At 43.9% G+C, this 18814-nt stretch carries 19 protein-coding genes; 8 read left to right on the top strand and 11 right to left on the bottom strand.

What is annotated here, in order from left to right:
* Positions 1-56: 56 nt before the first annotated feature.
* The 3 genes from aroC to G6047_RS13335 all read left to right on the top strand — a co-directional run bounded on the left by aroC (position 57) and on the right by G6047_RS13335 (position 3346).
* The gene (gene aroC / locus G6047_RS13345; protein ID WP_169528123.1) at positions 57-1127 is read left to right on the top strand and encodes a chorismate synthase; all 1071 of its coding nucleotides are present in this window, start codon (positions 57-59) and stop codon (positions 1125-1127) included.
* A complete protein-coding gene (locus tag G6047_RS13340) occupies positions 1127-2392 on the top strand; it encodes a dicarboxylate/amino acid:cation symporter (RefSeq protein WP_169528122.1) in 1266 nt (421 codons plus the stop codon). The genes aroC and G6047_RS13340 overlap by 1 nt, the downstream gene beginning before the upstream one ends.
* 72 nt (positions 2393-2464) lie before the next feature.
* A complete protein-coding gene (locus G6047_RS13335) occupies positions 2465-3346 on the top strand; it encodes a T9SS type A sorting domain-containing protein (protein WP_169528121.1) in 882 nt (293 codons plus the stop codon).
* Between the two features lie 52 nt (positions 3347-3398).
* On the opposite strand, the gene G6047_RS13330 is transcribed toward G6047_RS13335, so the two are convergent.
* A complete protein-coding gene (locus G6047_RS13330; RefSeq protein ID WP_211165443.1) occupies positions 3399-3821 on the bottom strand; it encodes a thiol-disulfide oxidoreductase DCC family protein in 423 nt (140 codons plus the stop codon).
* A 118-nt stretch (positions 3822-3939) separates the two neighbouring features.
* Positions 3940-6108 carry an endonuclease MutS2 gene (locus tag G6047_RS13325; RefSeq protein ID WP_169528120.1) on the bottom strand — a complete coding sequence of 723 codons (2169 nt, stop codon included), beginning with the start codon at positions 6106-6108 and terminating at the stop codon, positions 3940-3942.
* Positions 6109-6206: 98 nt separating this feature from the next.
* Here G6047_RS13325 and ung point away from each other — a divergent pair, with 98 nt between their 5' ends.
* Complete coding sequence (ung, locus tag G6047_RS13320; RefSeq protein ID WP_169528119.1) at positions 6207-6878, top strand: uracil-DNA glycosylase; 672 nt, start codon at positions 6207-6209, stop codon at positions 6876-6878.
* Here ung and G6047_RS13315 read toward each other — a convergent pair whose 3' ends face one another.
* The 8 genes from G6047_RS13315 to G6047_RS13280 all read right to left on the bottom strand — a co-directional run bounded on the left by G6047_RS13315 (position 6879) and on the right by G6047_RS13280 (position 13187).
* On the bottom strand, positions 6879-7469 hold the full coding sequence (locus G6047_RS13315; RefSeq protein WP_169528118.1) for a hypothetical protein: 591 nt from the start codon (positions 7467-7469) through the stop codon (positions 6879-6881). It lies immediately after the preceding gene.
* Positions 7470-7490: 21 nt separating this feature from the next.
* Positions 7491-8057 carry a DUF3575 domain-containing protein gene (locus G6047_RS13310; RefSeq protein ID WP_169528117.1) on the bottom strand — a complete coding sequence of 189 codons (567 nt, stop codon included), beginning with the start codon at positions 8055-8057 and terminating at the stop codon, positions 7491-7493.
* A gap of 48 nt (positions 8058-8105) precedes the next feature.
* Positions 8106-9038, bottom strand: a complete 933-nt coding sequence (locus G6047_RS13305; RefSeq protein ID WP_169528116.1) for a transglutaminase — start codon at positions 9036-9038, stop codon at positions 8106-8108.
* Positions 9039-9054: 16 nt separating this feature from the next.
* On the bottom strand, positions 9055-9909 hold the full coding sequence (locus tag G6047_RS13300; RefSeq protein ID WP_169528115.1) for a substrate-binding domain-containing protein: 855 nt from the start codon (positions 9907-9909) through the stop codon (positions 9055-9057).
* Between the two features lie 93 nt (positions 9910-10002).
* Complete coding sequence (locus G6047_RS13295; protein ID WP_169528114.1) at positions 10003-10443, bottom strand: DinB family protein; 441 nt, start codon at positions 10441-10443, stop codon at positions 10003-10005.
* A complete protein-coding gene (locus G6047_RS13290; protein ID WP_169528113.1) occupies positions 10440-11312 on the bottom strand; it encodes a nucleoside phosphorylase in 873 nt (290 codons plus the stop codon). Before G6047_RS13290 ends, G6047_RS13295 begins: the two co-directional genes overlap by 4 nt.
* A 458-nt stretch (positions 11313-11770) precedes the next feature.
* Positions 11771-12121, bottom strand: coding sequence for a translation initiation factor (locus G6047_RS13285; protein WP_169528112.1), 351 nt, complete (start codon positions 12119-12121; stop codon positions 11771-11773).
* A 112-nt stretch (positions 12122-12233) separates the two neighbouring features.
* On the bottom strand, positions 12234-13187 hold the full coding sequence (locus G6047_RS13280; RefSeq protein WP_169528111.1) for an isopenicillin N synthase family dioxygenase: 954 nt from the start codon (positions 13185-13187) through the stop codon (positions 12234-12236).
* 349 nt (positions 13188-13536) lie between these two features.
* On the opposite strand from G6047_RS13280, the gene G6047_RS13275 reads away from it, so the two are divergent.
* The 4 genes from G6047_RS13275 (at position 13537) to G6047_RS13260 (ending at position 18524) form a co-directional block, all read left to right on the top strand.
* Positions 13537-14307, top strand: coding sequence for an alpha/beta hydrolase (locus G6047_RS13275; protein ID WP_169528110.1), 771 nt, complete (start codon positions 13537-13539; stop codon positions 14305-14307).
* An 83-nt stretch (positions 14308-14390) separates the two neighbouring features.
* The gene (locus G6047_RS13270) at positions 14391-16367 is read left to right on the top strand and encodes an alpha-ketoacid dehydrogenase subunit alpha/beta (RefSeq protein ID WP_169528109.1); all 1977 of its coding nucleotides are present in this window, start codon (positions 14391-14393) and stop codon (positions 16365-16367) included.
* Positions 16368-16391: 24 nt separating this feature from the next.
* Entirely contained in the window at positions 16392-16748 is a 357-nt protein-coding gene (locus G6047_RS13265) for a hypothetical protein (protein ID WP_169528108.1), read from the top strand.
* Between the two features lie 312 nt (positions 16749-17060).
* Positions 17061-18524, top strand: coding sequence for a glycoside hydrolase family 130 protein (locus tag G6047_RS13260; protein WP_169528107.1), 1464 nt, complete (start codon positions 17061-17063; stop codon positions 18522-18524).
* A gap of 80 nt (positions 18525-18604) precedes the next feature.
* On the opposite strand, the gene G6047_RS13255 is transcribed toward G6047_RS13260, so the two are convergent.
* Positions 18605-18787, bottom strand: coding sequence for a hypothetical protein (locus G6047_RS13255; RefSeq protein WP_169528106.1), 183 nt, complete (start codon positions 18785-18787; stop codon positions 18605-18607).
* Positions 18788-18814: the final 27 nt, after the last annotated feature.

Genomic DNA, 18814 nt, shown 5'->3' with positions numbered 1-18814 from the left:
TTCAATTATTCATCGTTAATTATTAATTATCCGTTATTTTTGTCCAAAACCAAAACATGGCAGGCAATTCTTTCGGAACATTATATAGGTTAAGTTCATTCGGCGAATCACACGGAGCCGCCATAGGCGGTGTAATCGACGGTTGTCCGCCAAATATCGAAATCGATCTTGAAGCTATCCGGACAGAAATGCGCCGTCGTCGTCCCGGACAATCCGCCATAGTCACCCAACGCAAGGAAGAAGACGAGGTTGAATTTCTTTCGGGTATTTTCGAAGGCAAAACTACAGGTGCGCCAATCGGGTTCATCATCCGCAACAGCGACCAGAAATCCCATGATTACGACCATCTCAAAGACGCATTCCGTCCCAGCCATGCCGATTACACGTATCACGAAAAATACGGACATCGCGATCACCGTGGAGGCGGAAGAAGTTCGGCCCGCGAAACGGCTTCACGAGTCGTTGCCGGGGCTATTGCCAAACAAGTCCTGTCACATATAAAAGTCCGTGCGTTCGTTTCTTCGGTCGGGGATATTTTCATAGATAAGCCATACCAGCAGCTCGACCTCGACGCCGTAGATTCAAACGACGTGCGTTGCCCGGATACCGCAACTGCCGAAAAAATGGAAGCCCTGATTCGTGAAATCCGCAAACAAGGTGATACCATAGGCGGAACCGTGACCTGTGTCATAGAAGGCGTTCCGGCCGGTTGGGGCGAGCCTGTATTCGATAAATTGCATGCCCAATTGGGCAAAGCGATGTTAAGCATCAATGCCGTCAAGGGTTTTGAATTCGGTAGCGGATTCTGTGGTGCCCGAATGAAAGGCAGTGAACATAACGATCTGTTCAATCCAGATGGCTCTACCAAAAGCAATCTGTCCGGCGGAATTCAGGGCGGCATTTCCAACGGTATGGACATTTATTTTCGCGTGGCTTTCAAACCCGTGGCTACATTGATACGTGAACAGGAAGTACTGACAGCATCCGGTGAAATCGTCATGCAACAAGGGAAAGGTCGACACGATCCATGCGTGGTTCCGCGTGCAGTACCTATAGTAGAAGCCATGGCCGCCATGGTGCTGGCCGATTTTTACCTGATTGACAACTCTTATCCGCATTCAAAATAATGGAGCGCACTTCCAAACCGGGAATTTTCTCAAACCTGACTTTACAAATCCTTATCGCGATGGTCCTTGGCATTGGCGTAGGTGTTTATGTACGCCAGGGTTTTGAGCCCGAAGCTGCCGAATCTTTTAGTGACGGTATAAAATTACTTGCGACAGTCTTTATACGCTTGGTCCAGATGATCATCGCGCCGTTGGTTTTTTCGACACTTGTGGTCGGGATTGCCAAGCTCGGCAATATTTCAGAAGTCGGGAAAATAGGAGGTAAGGCATTGCTTTGGTTCTTTTCGGCATCGTTCATTTCATTACTTATCGGGATGCTTTGGGTCAATGTGCTCGAACCCGGAAAAGGATTGAACCTACCGCATCTTGACATCAAGCAAGCCACTGAAGTTTCGGGAAATACACAGGCGTTTTCGGCTAAAAATTTCGTCGAACACATCTTTCCCAAAAGTGTTTTTGAAGCGTTGGCTACCAATGAAATCCTGCAGATCGTCATCTTTTCCATATTCTTCGGATTGGCTGCAGCCTCTATCGGGAAAGCCGCCAAACCAATCATCAAGTTACTTGACAGTCTGGCGCATATCATACTCAAGATGGTTGGATATGTGATGAAATTTGCGCCTATTGGAGTTTTCGGAGCCATTGCTGCCGTATTTGCAATCCGTGATTTTGCCGATTTGCTAAAGACGTACACTTACTTTTTCGGATCATTCCTGGTAGGTATCGCATCGCTTTGGGTCGTGCTTTTACTTGTTGGCTATCTGGTTTTGAAATCAAGGATGACCACGTTGCTCAAACGTATCGCAGGGCCGCTTTTCATCGCCTTTAGTACCACAAGCAGCGAGGCCGTGTTCCCAAAGCTGACCAGTGAACTCGAACGCTTCGGCATCCCGAACCGAATCGTATCTTTTATGTTGCCGCTAGGCTATTCGTTCAACCTTGACGGCAGCATGATGTACATGACGTTTGCCAGCATCTTCATTGCTCAGGCGTATGGCATCACACTCGACATCGGAACACAACTCACCATGCTTTTGGTGCTGATGCTTACAAGCAAAGGAATCGCCGGTGTACCGCGGGCCAGTCTGGTGGTTGTTGCCGCAACTTGCGGTATGTTCGATATCCCGATCGTGGGCATCGGACTCATACTGCCGATAGATCATTTTTGCGATATGTTCCGCAGCGCGACAAATGTTCTTGGAAATGCATTGGCAACAAGTGTTATAGGTAAGCCAAAGCACATATCGGCAGATAATCGGGAATAAGAGCTGTTTGTCCAAAAGCCTGTTTTTTGAAAAGTTTTTATTTTAATTTTGATTGAAACGAAAATAACAGCTATGAAAAGAATTTTACTTATCGCCACATTGGGCTTTCTCACATACGGACAATCGTCTGCCCAGACCAATATCATAAATCTTGATTTTGACCAGGCTTCGGATTTTGATGATATGTATACGCTCGATGCAGACGGTGACGGAATTGTGTGGGGAATAACCGAAGAATCTGTTCCAAATTCGGAACTGCTCAACATACACGGCGGATTTGCCTATTCCGCTTCTTATGATGAAAATGCCGAAGATCCGGCACTTACTCCGGACAATCTTCTTTTTCTTCCTGTAGTTTCTATTCCGGAAGGAGCGACCAATGTAGAAGCAAAGGTTAAGATTGGCGCATTGGATTTTACTTTTTTCGCAGAACATTTTGCCATCTATGCCATTCCCGGCGACGCGGCTACAACCGAACTTATCCAGAATATAGTTGACGATTACAATGAAGTTTCAGAAATTGTTGCCATACTTGGAGAGCCGCTTTATGAGGAAACGCTCGCCGAACCAGAGGGATCATTCAGGACTATGGATTTAAGTGCATATCAAGGCCAGAGTGTCAGGCTCGTCGTCCGTCATTTTGATTGTACTAATGAATATTTCATTGCAATGGATGGTTACAGGGTCGATGCGGATATTCTTGGAGTAAGTGATTATGCTTCTTCGTTGGTCAAGGTGTATCCAAATCCCGCAAAAGATATTTTGAATGTTTCCCTGACAGATGCGACCGCTTCTGAAGCCAGGATTTATGATCTTAACGGTCGTCTCGTTTTATCAAGGCAATTGACAGGAACTGATACAGCAATTGATTTGTCAACACTCTCTACAGGAATGTATGCATTGGAACTCATAACGAATCAAGGGAAAGCCGTGAAGAAAATCGTAAAGAATTGATAAACCATCATATAAAGACAAAGCCGGAACGAATGATTCCGGCTTTTTTATTTCAATCGATGAATTTTCCTTTCAACTCAGGTGTCGGTAACCAGCAACTTTCCTGTTTCCCGAACCATTTGTATCTGTTCTTCGCGACATAATCATAAACCCAGTCACGGAATGCGGTCGGCAATATTTTGAATCCGAAAGACCAGCTTACGAAGCCGCTTAGTGACTTTGCGATTTCGAGCGCCGCAGACGATTTGTAATAATACGCGATTCCCGGTTCGTATAGGATGATGCTATCGGTCTTGCTTCTGTCAATGCCAATATGATTTAGTATTTCTTCGCCAATTTCAGATTGGAGCGATGCAAACCGGAACGTATCTTTTTTATCACGCTCGATTACATATTGCACGAATGAGTTGCACAGGTTGCAGACTCCGTCGAATAGGATTATTTTTTTTCCTTGCGGGAGGTTTTGGATGTTCATAGTTGAATTAATAATGAATGATTAACAATTAACAATGAAGGCGTTGTGGGTGGATCAGGTGATTAAATAGAATAATTTATTATAAAGGAATTATTAATTATTCATCGTTAATTATTAATTATTTTTTCTTGGCTTCAACCAGTTCCAATTCGTCCAGGCTGACTTTGGAAGTGAACAGGCCGTAATTTACTGTCGCTTTGTTTTTCTCAATCGAATCGATACTGCCCACGGCTTTTCCTTCAAGCATCCGGACTCTGTCTCCCACTTTCAATGTGGCCTTTGGTTTTGGAGCCGCAGCTTCCTTGATTTTCTTTTCTTTTTTCTGCTGACGGATTTCTTCTACGACGGCTTTGACCTCAATGACTACCTCTTTCTTTTTGACTTCTTCGGCCTTTTTTTCTTTCGGGGTTGCCTTTTTACGTTTGGAATTCTCGATTTCAACAAGCCTCAAAAATTCACCGATAAGGTCTTTTTTATTTTTGTTGTTGAAGTATTTATCGGCCATGTCCTCGATTTTCTGGCCCAGGTAAATGGTCTTTTGATTTGAATCGTACAATTCCTGATAACTTTCAAGCTTTTGGCGTATGCGTACGTTCGTGTCTTCGAGTTTACGGCTTTCCTCTCGGGCTTTGGTTTCTTCTTCTTTCAGGTTCTGCGATGTCTTTTCGAGTTTCGACCGTTCTTTCTGTAACGTTGCGATGGTCTTGTCAAAACGCACTTTGCCGCCTTCTATTTTTTTCTTGGCCCTATTGATCAAGCCGTACGGAATGCCGTTCTTTTGAGCCACTTCAAACGTAAACGAACTTCCGGCCTGTCCGATAATCAACCGATACATCGGTTCCAGGGACTTTTCGTCAAAAAGCATATTGGCGTTAGCAGCAAATGGCAATTCATTCGCGAGCATTTTGAGATTGGCATAATGCGTCGTGATGATACCGAAAGCTTCGCGATGATAGAATTCCTCAAGGAAGACTTCGGCCAATGCACCACCGAGTTCCGGATCTGAACCTGTTCCGAATTCATCGATAAGAAACAACGTCCTGTCATTACACTTCTTAAGGAAGTAGTTCATGTTCTTCAGGCGATAGCTATAGGTACTTAAATGGTTTTCAATGGATTGATTGTCTCCGATATCCGTCAGTATCCGGTCGAACAAAAACGTCTCGCTTCGTTCATGCACCGGAATCAACAAACCGCTTTGCAGCATCAATTGAAGCAAACCGACCGTTTTTAGCGAAATGGTTTTTCCTCCTGCGTTCGGGCCGGAAATCACGATAATCCTGTTCTCCGGATTCAATTCGAAATCCTGTGGATAAACCGGTTCTTTTTTCTGACGGTTCGTCAATAACAGGATAGGATGGAAGGCTTCACGGAAATACAACCGTCGCGATTTGTTTATGTGAGGCAAAATACCATTGATCCGGAGCGCATATTTGGCCTTGGCGAACACCACGTCGATATCGCTGAGGAAATCTTCATAAGAGGAAACAATCGGAATCATCGGACGGATAGTAGCCGATAACTTTTTAAGGATTCTGGTAATTTCTTCGCGCTGTTCAAACTCCAGATTATTGAGTTCGCGCGAATATTTCAGTGTTGCTTCGGGCTCTACGAATGCAATGCTTCCGGTTTTTGAAGTGCCAAGGATACTGCCTTTTACCTTTCGCCTGTACATGGCCAGAACAGCAAGCACACGCCGGTTTTCCACGACGCTTTCGCGTATGTCGTCCAGATACCCCAGATTGTTGTAATGCGAGAGCGACTGGGCGAAACTCTGGTTGATTTTGGCCCGGACCATATTGATATTCTGCCGGATTTCGGCCAGCATAGGCGATGCATTGTCCTTGACTTCGCCGTATTGATCCACGATCGCATCGATTTCCTTGTTGATGTCTTTAGTGAACGTAACTGAATCAGACCTGAGCTTTAATTTCAGATAATAATCGTCGAACTTTCTCAGGAACTGGATCATCGTATTCGCTGTTTCAGACAACACGGCAATCTTGCGGAAAGCGGCTGCTTCGAGGAAACTGTCTTCTATGGCCAGGAATTTCAATTCCCCCGCTACCGATTCGAAACCATGGTTCGGCAACGCATTGTTATTCTGGAAAGAAGAAACGTATTCCGAAGTCTGGCTCAGGGCTGCCATCAAAGTTTCCTCGTCCCGGAACGGTTTTATGGCCAACGCTTTTTCCTTTCCGGATTCGGTGATGCAGGAAGAAGCGACGGTTTCAAGTATGGTAGGGAACTGAAGGTCCTGAAGGGTTTTATCTGTAATGCTGATCATTCTGTGTGGTGGCAATTGCCTGTGCAAATTTAAGGAAAAATCGAAGGTTTTGTGTAAATGGCTTTTAGTCCGGCGTTGTATATTTGGGAAAAAACAAAATGGATGTCAACATAGAATCATCTTGGAAAACCGAATTGTCGGATGAATTCGTAAAGCCTTATTTCCAGGAACTTATTGGTTTTGTCCGAAATGAATACCTCGATAAATCCAAACGATGTTATCCTCCGGCCAGGCAAATTTTCGCTGCTTTTGACCGTTGTCCGTTCGATAAGGTTCGCGTGGTCATTATCGGACAAGATCCGTATCATGGCTATGGGCAGGCTAACGGGCTTTGTTTTTCGGTAGCCGATTCTGTTCGTACACCGCCTTCTTTAGTCAATATCTTTGAAGAAATCCGCCGTGATCTTGGTAAACCTGTCCCGAATTCAGGAAATCTGGAACGATGGGCAGACCAAGGTGTTTTATTGCTCAATGCCACCCTTACCGTAAGCGAAGGTGCACCCGGAAGCCACCAGAAAAAAGGCTGGGAAACGTTCACCGATGCTGTCATTGCGCACATATCGCGTGATAAAGAACACGTGGTTTTCCTGCTTTGGGGAAATTACGCCCAACAAAAAGGAAAGAATATAGACAAGTCGAAACATCTGGTGCTGGCTTCAGGACATCCGTCGCCAATGAGTGCAAATCAGGGCAAATGGTTTGGAAACCGGCATTTCAGCCAGGCCAACGAATACCTCAAATCAAAGAATCTGGAACCGGTTCAATGGTGATTACGGAAGCACGGTGAAATGGTAATATCCATTAGCGTCCAATCCGGCCATATCAGAAATCAGGTTCAGGTTGATGTTGTTTCCTGAAGATTCCGACCTGAATTCGACTTCATTCGTCGAATCGCTGTTTACCCCGAAACTGAGACGGTATTCTCCTGCAGATGCCAATGGAATGCCACCATAATAGTTGTATTCATCGGTAGTTTGTGAGTATTCCGCATGGGCAAGGATAAAGCTTCCGTTTTCGGCTGATCCTTCCTGTACATCGATGGAAACATCTGTAAAATCTACGAATATCCATTCACCGTCGATATCTTGCTTTTCAAGAATATAAGAAAACGTAAACGCCGTTGCGCCGCCTGTCGTCCCATAAATATCGAGCAAGTCTGAAAATCCGGGTTCGCTGATGTAGCGTGGAATGGACGAACCTACATACAGGTTTTCACCGGCATGGAATTCCGAATCCCCATCAATAGTTACCAATTGTGTCGTATCTACATATTTCTCATTGTAAAATCCATCCTCGTCATCACACGAAAAAAGGCTCAGGACCAATGAAGTGGCGAACAAATATTTTATAAACTGTTTCATAGCTGAATTTTGTGGTAGATTTTAGAAGCGATAGCCAACATTGATTCCCAATCGTGTCACGACATCAGGACTTTTATCGGGATCCAGCAGATTAAAACCGGCACCGGCAAGGAATTCAAGCACGAATTTTTCTGCAAAATAAACTTTGTAGCCAATTGAAGCTCCGGGAGCCACATCAAAATATCCTTCTTTATTGATTCGATAAATGGCAGTAGCTCCATTTGAATCGCGGATCATCTCTTTGTAATCACCGCTGTTCAGCGAAGCAAAAACTTCTACGAAATAGTACGATTTGAAACTGTCGGACAGCCGATACCGTACATATGGGATTATTTCGGTCTTTGGCAACGTATTGCGGTACCCACGATCGAAATCTTTGTCGAATTTATCAGAAAACGAAAAACTTCCGGTCAAACCAACCGACCAATCGTCAGAAAGAAAACGTTCATAAGACAGGTTGGCTTTACCATAAGCGACGGCGGAAAGTACATCCAGACGCACCTCGTTCTTTTTTTCCGCGATCGGGCTGCCGGTTTCCTGTGCAAAAAGTGGCGTGCCGCAAAGCAATAGAAGTAGCAATTTTTTCATGGGACAATTTTGATTGGGCTAATATAGTGATTTACTCCGATGCACAAATCAGTTCAGCGTTAGTGCGCCCAGGATTTCTTCGTGCATGAACGGCCCGCCCGGATACGTCGCGGTATAGTCAAGGTTGAGCCATATTTGTCCGCGCTCGTCAATATGGTAATGGAGTGTCTTGTCTTTACTTTCAATGGGAAAAAGCACTTTTTTGACCAGATAATTCACGGTTTCAAGGTCTTTTTTATTGCCGATGAGAATCTCAGGATAAATATGTCCTCCGGTATGAATCAATCTTGGAATGCCACCGATAGATTTGACGCAGGCGGCCATCAATACCGCATGGTCATCGCAATCACCTGACAAATAGGGCAATGATTCGGAAGCCGTCGCAATGTATTCACGTCCTTTCGGATCGCTTACGTAATTCCATCTCGAATTGATTTCCTTGAAAACGGCAAAGCACTGGATCAGTGTGTAATAACTACCATAACCTTTCACGTCGCTGAAATATTTCCGGGTACACATGAGTGAGAAATCACGGACTTTAGGATTGTCGTATTGGACCGCCTTGATTATTTTGGATTTGTTCGGAAAAGGCAACAATTTGGAAAGTATCAAATCCTGCGGATTAGGGCTGTCGCTCATGCCGTAAACCATGTATCTGTAATCTTCAAAAACACTATTGAAACCATAACTTCCAAAAAGGCTTCCCCAAATGAGAGCTATCAGATATAATCCAATACCCAAAATAATGACTTTGCGTATAAAGTGCAAAATCAGTTGGATGATTACCAGTATTCCTATGAATAAAAGAATTCTGTCCAATTGCCATGGCCATTGCGGATCTATAAGGAAATGGTGCGCCAGTATAAAGACAGGGATTGCAATGAGGATATTCAGCAGGAAAATAATTACCAGGTCCCAGGGTTTTGGAAGTTGAAGGGCGTTCCGGATTTTCTGGAAAGAGATTTCGCTGGCTTTTATCATCCGGAAATTCGGCAGGTTAGGAGTGGACTAATTGCGCAAAAGTACCCTTTTTATCCATGATTCCGAAGGTGAGCAATTGATTTTGAATTTTGTTTAACAGCGCCTCCGACAGGTTTTCCCGGGACCATTCTGTCAGCGTAAGCCATTGATTTATATCTTCGATTTTTTGCCCGTATCTGTTTGCGAGTGTTTGATTTATGCCCGATACAGATTTGAATCCGGACGACTTTTGATTGATAACGGACAATAATTTTTCTATTGCCTCCGGATGTTTTTCAAGAAACTCATTCCTCACAGCAATCACAAACGACGGCCATGGAGTCGGGCAAACACCGATTCGCCTGAAAATACCTTTATCCACGATGGGTTGTGTCATGAATCGTTCCCACATAAAATAATCGGAGGTTCCATTCGACAAGGCTTCGATGGCACCGTCAAGCGTGTTTACGATTTCGAATCTGACGGATTCTTTCGGCCAGTTCTGTTCGGATGCATTGACATATGACATCAGTTCCGAACCTGAGCCGTATCTGCTGATTGCCGCGATTTTTCCTTCAAGGTCGGAAATCTCTTTAAAATCTGATGCAGCAGCCACATGGATTCCCCAAAGCAGTGGACTTTCAACATACACCTGGATAATTTTGGAATCATTTCCGGCAATGATGTCTTTGATGATGCCTTCGGTCAGGATAACGGCAACATCTGTTTCTCCGGATCGGAGCATTTGGCAGAGTTTACCTGTGCCTTCCGGAACGTCTGTCCATTTGGCGTCGATTCCTGTATTTTCAAAATCGCCTTCTTCGATGCATAAGCGCCACGGAAGGTTGAAGTGTTCGGGAACGCCGGAGATTGTTATTTTCTGGAGATTCATATGAGATTTTTTGACACGAAGACTCTAAGACACCAAGTCGCAAAGAAAGATTTTTAAGACACTAAGATAATGCTTCGCATTTGTAAGTGAAATTTATTTGATTTGATTCAAATGTGATTGCAGGTGTTTGACGTAATCGGTCATGAGGAATTCGAGGTTGGCCTGTGAACCGTCGGGCAAGATTACTTTTCTTTCGAGTACAGCTTCGGAAGCCGATTCGATGATATAACTGATACGGGTATTCAACCCGAGCCAAAGCACCAGTAAATCTTCCGAATCTGCTTGCTGATAGTTATTTATCAAAACCAATGCATCCTGATTATAAGGTCTGTGCAGATAAGGCTCCGGCAAATATTGTGCTTCTGTAAACCGAACCAGGTTGTGTTGGGCGGAATCGATCAGATGCCCGAGGATTTCTTTTTTAGACCATTTCGACGGATTCGGTTTGGCAGAAAAGATTTCCTCCGGAATATGCATCACAAGTGACGTCATTTCCTTTTGGATTCGTGCTATTTCTTCAGTAACGAATTTCATTTTTCAGCTGCAATCTTATCCAAAACATAAGTAATCAAATCGGCTATCGGCTTTTCCGGATTGTCGCTGAATGTTTCCAAAGCCCTGTTTGCAATGATGGCGCTGAGTGAAACCGCATTATGCCCAAGCAAGGCAGACAGGCCGTAAATTGCCGCCGTTTCCATTTCGAGGTTCGTCACGCGTAAATCGCCGGTTTCAAAAGAGGCGAGCTTATCATTCAAATCCTGATCTTGTATGCCAAGCCGGATTACGCGACCCTGAGGCCCATAAAATCCGCCGTTCGTGACGGTAATTCCATCAAAGGTTTTTTCAGATGCGAATTTAGAAGCCAATTCTTCTGATGCGGTAACGGCATACGGTCTGCCTTTTTCCGCCGCCCAATTCGTGTGTTTGATAAAAGCATCTTCCAAAGCAGGGTCTGTTTTATCACCTAAGATATAGGAACGCAGCATATTATCGGTTCCGATGGCTTTTCGTGCAATCACCGTACTGTGCAAAGGCACGTCGGCCTGAATGGATCCGGAAGTCCCGATGCGTATGATATTCAGGGCCGTGTGTTGCGGTTTGATTTCACGCTTGTTGAAATCGACATTGACCAAAGCATCGAGTTCATTGAATACAATATCGATGTTGTCCGGGCCAATTCCGGTTGAAATTACCGTCAGTCGTTTTCCTTTATAATATCCGGTTTGGGTCTTGAATTCGCGTTTAACGGTCGAGAATTCTATGGAATCAAAGTGCTTCGTGATTTTTTCCACGCGTGCCGGATCGCCGACTGTGATGATGTCATTGGCAATTTGCCCTGGTTTTAGGTTGATGTGGTAGATGGTACCGTCTGGGTTGATGATGAGTTGGGAGGAAGGGATCAAGTGATAATTGGGAAGTTAGATAATTGGATAATTGGACAATTAGATAATAGCTTGTTTTCTTAAAGTGATTATCAGATAATGGTCATTGAACTTGTATTAGAAAAATGGAACCAGACAGATCCGGATTTACTTTTAGGCTAACTCCATCCAAAACTCGCCAATAACTATGCAAATACAAAATAGAGAATACATAAAATTAACATTTATTACATGTTTTCTGTATCTCAGTTAAATCTGGATTTTGTAGGGACACCATTGGCCCCTCCCCAGTGGCAATTTAATCATCTGGTAAATAACCCAGGTACATAAAAAATGTATAAATTCTTAAAATAATTGTCCCACATCTATTCGTGATTCCAATTGCCGCATATCAATAATTGCTTAAGAATTAACAGATAGCAATTTTAAATTAGAAAATGTATTCTAGATTATTTCTCCGTGAGGTAAACCGTTACCCGTTAACCTCCAACCCGTTTCACAAAATATCCCTTACCCTTCAGAATTTCCATAATCTTGTCCCGGAAATTCCCCTGAATGATGATTTCGCCGTCTTTAACCGCTCCACCGACGCCACATTTTGTCTTGAGCATTTTACCAAGCGTTTTCAAATCGTCATCAGAACCCTGAAAACCAGTGATTACAGTCGCGACTTTTCCACCGCGGTTCTTCTTATCGAGATGAGCTTCAAGGCGCTGCTGTTTCGGATCGAGAGTTTTGTTCGATGTTTCTACAGCCTCGAATTCAAAATCTTTGTTCGTGGAGAAAACGAATCCGCCGAGGTCGTTTAAGGAGGTAAGTTTTTTGGCCATAATTTTTTATTGGAGTCGGGAAAGTCCGGAAAGACCGGAAAATCAAGTTTTGGTAGAAACTTTTCGGTCTTTCCGGACTTTCCGGACTTTCCGGACTTTCCCGTCTATCAAACTATTTCTTAATCAACCCCAATTCAACCAATCGCTCATGTAAAAATTCCCCAGCCGTAATATCTTCAAAACCTTTCGGATGATCGGCATCTATGGCTTCTGGCAACACGTCAAGCTTCATCTCGCTTATCGGGTGCATGAAAAACGGGATCGAATACCTCGAAGTTCCCCACAATTCACGCGGCGGATTCACGACCTGATGGATCGTAGATTTAAGTTTATTGTTCGTATGACGAGACAGCATATCGCCAACATTTATAACCAATTCGTCAGGTTGTGCTATGGCATCGATCCATTCGCCATCATGGTTTTGCACCTGAAGGCCTTTACCCTGGGCGCCCATCAACAACGTAATCAGGTTGATGTCTCCATGGGCTGCTGCGCGTACGGCACCGTCTGCCGGTTCGTCAGTAATCGGCGGGTAATGGATCGGACGCAAAATGCTGTTTCCATTCTTGATGTAATTATCAAAGTAAAATTCGTCCAGGCCTAAATATAAAGCCAATGCCCGAAGTACATAAATGCCTGTTTTTTCCAGCATCTGATAGGCTTCTTTTCCAACTTCATTGAATTTGGGAAGTTCGTCTACCGTAACATTCGCAGGATATTCGGCTTCCAAAGCGGGATTGTTTTCCACATACTGTCCAAAATGCCAGAATTCCTTTAAATCACCGGCAGAACGGCCTTTCGCGTGTTCTTTTCCAAACGAAACATAACCGCGCTGGCCACCAATTCCGGGAATCTCATACTTCTTTTTAGTGTCTACGGGAAGGCTGAAAAAATTCCGGACCTCACCGTACAGTTCATCTACTAATTTGTCATCTAAAAAATGACCTTTTAATGCTACAAAGCCAATGTCTTCGTATGCTTTTCCGATTTCATTTACAAATTTCTGTTTGCGTTCCGGGTCACCCGAAAGGAAATCACGCAAGTCCACTGATGGGATATTTTGCATATAAATTAGATTAGAGCCTTGCGGCTGAAACAAATGTAATTAAAGGATTGAAAGATTGAAACATTAAAAGATTAAAAAAATGGGCGCTCCGCCGGCTAACAAAAACTAACGCTTAGGCTTGTTTTTCTAAGCCGCCGTCCTGCTGCCCGCTACTATCTTTTGTGCTGATCTCTATATCAGCTTCATCCCCTAAAATATCCGGCAAAATTTTTTGAGCATTCATTTAGCACAAAAGGATAGCCGCTCGCATCAGTAGCGCGGGCACATCGTCCTAAGTTAAATTTATTCGATTAAATTATCTAATAATCAATGTTTTAACTAAATTAGTCAACCTCTAAAACAAACAAACATGACAACCACAAAAACAATCATCCTCGTCCACGGCATGTTCGTGAACGATGCCAGCTGGGCAAACTGGAAGCCGTATCTCGAGAACAAAGGGTATAACGTTTACGCGCCAGCGAATCCCGGCCACGATGGCGATCCGGCCGAACTCCGCAAACACATCCATCCGGATTTGACCAAAACAGGTTTCGAAGATGTCGTGATGAACATTGTCAAACTCATCCAGACTTTGCCCGAAAAACCAATCGTTATTGGACATTCAATGGCTGGGTTGGCTATCGTTAAACTGGTCGAACTCGGGCACGCCGAAGCCGGGATCAGTATAGACGGTGCGCCGCCAAAGAATGTCTTTCCGCCATTTTCAACCGTAAAAATCGTCTGGCCTGCCGTAAATCTGCTCAAAGGAAATTCTCCTTATTTGGGAACAAGGGATTGGTATAACAGGGCATTCTTCAATACGTTGCCGGCATCTGAACAACAAAAAGCCTACGATGAAGTCGCCGTTCCGGAAAGCCGCAAAATCGGGAAAGACACTTTGTTCAAATCATTTTCAAGAGTCGATTTCAGCAAGCCACACGCTCCTTTATTATTTATAGCCGGCGAAAAGGACACTATTTTTCCACCGTCGCTGACCAAAAGAATCGCAGGTAAGTATTCTGATAAAAGCAGCAAAGTCGATTTCAAGGAATTTGCCGGAAGAAGCCATTTCTTATGTGGCGAACCGGGTTGGGAGGAAATTGTAGAGTATTGCCTTCAATGGATAGAATCAGTTTGATATCGTCTTCATGTAATTAATAAAGAAGCCACGTAAATTATTTGCGAATTATCTTAAATTTACCGCAAATTATTGCAAACCCAATGAATTTCGAACGCCGGAACCTGACAGACGAACAACTACTTTTCCTTTACAAGCGGCTCATCAAACCGCGTCTCATTGAAGAAAAAATGCTAATCCTGATTCGTCAGGGGAAAGTTTCCAAATGGTTTTCGGGAATCGGGCAGGAGGCTATCTCGGCAGCGATCACAGCCGTTCTCGAGCCTGACGAATATATTTTACCCATGCACCGTAATCTCGGTGTGTTCACAGGCCGCGACATTCCATTACACAGATTGTTCTCCCAATGGCAGGGAAAAGCCAGCGGTTTTACAAAAGGCCGTGACAGGTCGTTCCATTTCGGGACACAGGACTATAAGATAATAGGTATGATTTCCCACCTCGGCCCGCAATTAGGTGTCGCCGATGGGATTGCTTTGGCTAACAAACTCAAGAAAAACGGAAAAGTAACCGCCGTTTTTACCGGAGAAGGTGCAACGAGTGAAGGCGATTTTCACGAAGCACTCAACATTGCCGCCGTCTGGGATTTGCCTGTAGTCTTTGTGATCGAAAACAACGGCTACGGACTTTCGACCCCGACCAATGAACAATACCGCTGTGAAAACCTCGCTGATAAAGGCATCGGTTACGGAATGGAAGCCCACATCATAGACGGCAACAACATTCTTGAAATCTATTCGGAGCTTCAGGAAATCGTGACTTCGATGCGTGAAAACCCGCGTCCGGTACTGATCGAGTTCAAGACGTTCCGGATGCGCGGACACGAGGAAGCCAGCGGAACCAAATATGTTCCCCAGGAACTCATGGATATTTGGGCGCAGAAAGATCCGGTTGACAATTACAGGCGTTATCTGCTTAAACTCGGAATCCTGACTGAAGATATGGATGATTTGCTTCGCGATACCATCCGTCAGGAAATCGATGAAAATCTTGCGATTGCCAATGCCGAAGCAGAAATTGAAGCTAGTTTTGAAGAGGAAGAAGGCGATGTTTATGCTCCATATTCTTTTGAAAATATAGAACCGACCGAAGCAAAAGACAACATCCGTTTTGTCGATGCCATTTCACAAGGATTACGTCAGTCCATGGAACGGCATCAGAATCTTGTTATAATGGGCCAGGACATTGCTGAATACGGAGGTGCATTTAAAATCACCGATGGCTTTGTGGATTTGTTCGGGAAAGAACGAGTCATTAATACACCAATCTGCGAAAGCGCCGTGGTTTCTGCCGGAATGGGGCTTTCGATAAACGGATACAAAGCGATCGTCGAGATGCAATTCGCCGATTTCGTATCGACAGGATTCAACCCGATAGTCAATTATCTGGCAAAAGTCCATTACAGATGGAATGAAAAAGCAGATGTAGTCGTTCGGATGCCTTGCGGTGGCGGAACACAGGCCGGCCCGTTCCATTCACAGACCAATGAAGCCTGGTTCACTAAAACTCCGGGACTCAAAGTAGTGTATCCTGCATTTCCTTATGATGCCAAAGGCTTGCTCAATGCGGCAATCAATGATCCGAATCCGGTTATGTTCTTTGAGCATAAATTGTTATACAGAAGTATCTATCAGGATGTCCCGAATGATTATTACACCTTGCCGCTTGGAAAAGCTGCTGTTTTAAAACAAGGATCGGATGTGACGATACTTGCTTTTGGGGCAGCCGTCCATTGGGCACTTGAAACACTTGGAGCCAATCCGGACATTTCTGCTGATCTTATCGATTTGAGGACATTACAGCCGTTGGATAAAGAAACGGTTTATGCGTCTGTAAAGAAAACCAGTAAGGTCATTATTCTTCAGGAAGACAGTTTGTTTGGTGGGATCGCGAGTGATTTATCGGCCATGATCACCGAAGAATGCTTCCAGTGGCTTGACGGCCCGATTGTTCGCGTGGCGAGTCTTGATACTCCGATTCCTTTTACAAAAGCACTCGAAGACCAATATTTACCGAAAGGGCGTTTTGAAAAGGAACTTAAAAAGCTTGTCGCCTTTTAATACAAAACGATATTCCATACCATCATGAAAAAACGGATGCTTACCTTTTATCTTGCATCTGTTTTTCTGAATGCCGTAATCCCGATTTTCCTGACTCTTACAGGTGAAAAACGTGAAGGTGAAAAGCAGCTTTTTTACCTTATGGTTTTTGGTTGGGCAATACTATCGTTGGTGTTTTATGCTTTTTACTTTATCATTCCGGCTTTTGTACAGCGGTGGGAACGGTATGCCGGAATCTTTTTTCCATCTGTTCTGTACTGTATTTTGCTTTTTTGGGAAACCGGTTTGATTGGAATAATAGGTGCCAATTTCATTTGGAATATACTACTGTGTTATTTTTTGTGGCGATACGAGAATAAAAATCGTACTGGCGTAGTTTGATTTGATGGCGATTCGAAGATTGGGGCCGCGCGAAGGATGGCGACATTTGTCTAAGCTCTTTTTGAGGAACTGATTTTTAACCAAAAGATCAGTAGATTTTTTACATAAAAAGCCGCCATTCAAAACGACCTCAAAAAAGCGAGTGGCGACAGCCTGACGGCGGTTTAGAAAAACAAGCCTTTGCGTAGTTTTTGTTAACCGGCGACGCGCCCAAAAAGTCCAAACTTACATTTTGGCTTTATTTTAATAGGATGTAACGAAGCCCTTGGGTTTATATTCGTAAATTAGGATGTAACCTTACCCCAATTGCTTATGAGATTATCGATTGAAAGAAAAGCCGAACGGGTGTATCCCGACCCAAAGCGGGTGATCGCGCGATATTTCTTCAACGGTGAAGAACGTGCGGTTTCACTTTTGCGCAAAATTCTTGAGATGAACGCCGAGACCGTGGCTTCGATTACGCTGCCGTTGCTTCAGGATTTTTCCAAACGACATAGGAATATCACCAAAAAACTGTTGCGGCATTGTGAGCGTGTCAAGCCTTATATCGAAAAGGCCGGAGCCGATTACAGCCAATTGACCGATTACCAGAAATACCTTATCGGGTCTTATTTTACGCATGAGTATTCGATTGAATCAGCGGCGTTTTTCAATCCTTCCATTGTTCCGGATCCGGATCAGAGCAATATAGAAGAAGGGCAATTACGTGTCCTGATCAGTTTTCGGGCTGTGGGCGAAGGACATATTTCATCGGTGGTTTTCCGTCGGGCGTTGATTGATAAGCATAATGAAATTACGGTGATGCCTGCCGGAAATTACATTGATGAGGCCGATAAGATGCACACGACGATCTATCAGAAGAAACTATTCCTCAAAAAAGGCGAAGAAGCTGAAATCGATGCCGGGTTTTTACAGGAAGTCGATCAGAAACTCGATGAGCGCTTTGACTATGAATCGTTGAAGCGGATTGTTTTGGCTGCAAAATCGAAGACTTCCGATGCAGACGTCATTTCCAAATACAATCAGGTTCTGGCTCTTTCCGACAGTTATCGTAAAATAAGCTTTTCACGTGATACCGATATTAGCGACAGGGTAATTTTTCCGATTTCTGATTTTGAATCGAAAGGTATCGAAGATGCAAGGTTTGTAAAATTCGTCAAGGAAAGCGGCCAGATTGTGTATTACGCCACGTACACGGCGTACGACGGTTCCCATATCATGCCGAAACTATTACAGACAAACGATTTCTATGATTTCAAGACTTCGCCTTTAAATGGAGAAGGAGCGAAGAATAAAAACCTGGCGTTGTTTCCGCGAAAAATCAACGGCAAATATGCCATGCTTTCCAGAATCGACGGCTGGAACAACTACCTGATGTATTCAGATAATATCAACATCTGGGACAATCCGGTAAAAATCCAAAGCCCGGAATATTCGTGGGAATTGGTGCAGATTGGAAATTGCGGTTCACCTATTGAAACCGCCCACGGATGGCTTGTCATGACACATGCGGTAGGGCCAATGCGACGCTATTGCATTGGGGCTTCCTTACACGACATCAATCATCCTGAAAAAGAAATCGGACGCCTTAAAGAACCTTTGATTATTCCAAATCCGGACGAGCGCGAAGGTTATGTGCCCAATGTGGTGTATTCGTGCGGATCGATCATCCACAATGGTGAATTGATAATTCCGTATGGACTCAGCGATCACAGTTCGGGTTTTGCTACGGTTAATTTGAATCTGTTACTTGACAGACTCGTCAAAGGAGGATGATTATTATTTATTTTTAGTACTATTATTTATAAAAAAAGCCGCAACGTAATTTGCGGCTTTTTTAGTTTTTTGATATAAAATCAAATGTTGCTATTTCCGTCGAATTTGCCTGAATCTTTGGTTTCACCAGAAGCATTCGAATTCGCCGTATCGTCATATTTATGGAAATCGTCTGAATCTTCAAACGACTCATCTTTATCATAAGTCGATGCGTCCTGATTCAGTTCCGGATCATCAGCTTTTCTTTTATCTTCCGGTATCATAGCTTTTTTGATTTAGAATTTTCCTAA

The organism is Flavobacterium silvaticum, from assembly GCF_012911565.1.
Taxonomy (GTDB): domain Bacteria; phylum Bacteroidota; class Bacteroidia; order Flavobacteriales; family Flavobacteriaceae; genus Flavobacterium; species Flavobacterium silvaticum.
The sequence above is the reverse complement of the archived record's forward strand: the minus strand, read 5'-3'. Positions and strand labels throughout refer to the sequence as shown.

Coding starts and splice junctions, on each gene's coding strand:
- aroC (WP_169528123.1), top strand. CDS start 57: ATGGCAGGCAATTCTTTCGGAACATTATATAGGTTAAGTTCATTCGGC.
- G6047_RS13340 (WP_169528122.1), top strand. CDS start 1,127: ATGGAGCGCACTTCCAAACCGGGAATTTTCTCAAACCTGACTTTACAA.
- G6047_RS13335 (WP_169528121.1), top strand. CDS start 2,465: ATGAAAAGAATTTTACTTATCGCCACATTGGGCTTTCTCACATACGGA.
- G6047_RS13330 (WP_211165443.1), bottom strand. CDS start 3,821: ATGAACATCCAAAACCTCCCGCAAGGAAAAAAAATAATCCTATTCGAC.
- G6047_RS13325 (WP_169528120.1), bottom strand. CDS start 6,108: ATGATCAGCATTACAGATAAAACCCTTCAGGACCTTCAGTTCCCTACC.
- ung (WP_169528119.1), top strand. CDS start 6,207: ATGGATGTCAACATAGAATCATCTTGGAAAACCGAATTGTCGGATGAA.
- G6047_RS13315 (WP_169528118.1), bottom strand. CDS start 7,469: ATGAAACAGTTTATAAAATATTTGTTCGCCACTTCATTGGTCCTGAGC.
- G6047_RS13310 (WP_169528117.1), bottom strand. CDS start 8,057: ATGAAAAAATTGCTACTTCTATTGCTTTGCGGCACGCCACTTTTTGCA.
- G6047_RS13305 (WP_169528116.1), bottom strand. CDS start 9,038: ATGATAAAAGCCAGCGAAATCTCTTTCCAGAAAATCCGGAACGCCCTT.
- G6047_RS13300 (WP_169528115.1), bottom strand. CDS start 9,909: ATGAATCTCCAGAAAATAACAATCTCCGGCGTTCCCGAACACTTCAAC.
- G6047_RS13295 (WP_169528114.1), bottom strand. CDS start 10,443: ATGAAATTCGTTACTGAAGAAATAGCACGAATCCAAAAGGAAATGACG.
- G6047_RS13285 (WP_169528112.1), bottom strand. CDS start 12,121: ATGGCCAAAAAACTTACCTCCTTAAACGACCTCGGCGGATTCGTTTTC.
- G6047_RS13280 (WP_169528111.1), bottom strand. CDS start 13,187: ATGCAAAATATCCCATCAGTGGACTTGCGTGATTTCCTTTCGGGTGAC.
- G6047_RS13275 (WP_169528110.1), top strand. CDS start 13,537: ATGACAACCACAAAAACAATCATCCTCGTCCACGGCATGTTCGTGAAC.
- G6047_RS13270 (WP_169528109.1), top strand. CDS start 14,391: ATGAATTTCGAACGCCGGAACCTGACAGACGAACAACTACTTTTCCTT.
- G6047_RS13265 (WP_169528108.1), top strand. CDS start 16,392: ATGAAAAAACGGATGCTTACCTTTTATCTTGCATCTGTTTTTCTGAAT.
- G6047_RS13260 (WP_169528107.1), top strand. CDS start 17,061: ATGAGATTATCGATTGAAAGAAAAGCCGAACGGGTGTATCCCGACCCA.
- G6047_RS13255 (WP_169528106.1), bottom strand. CDS start 18,787: ATGATACCGGAAGATAAAAGAAAAGCTGATGATCCGGAACTGAATCAG.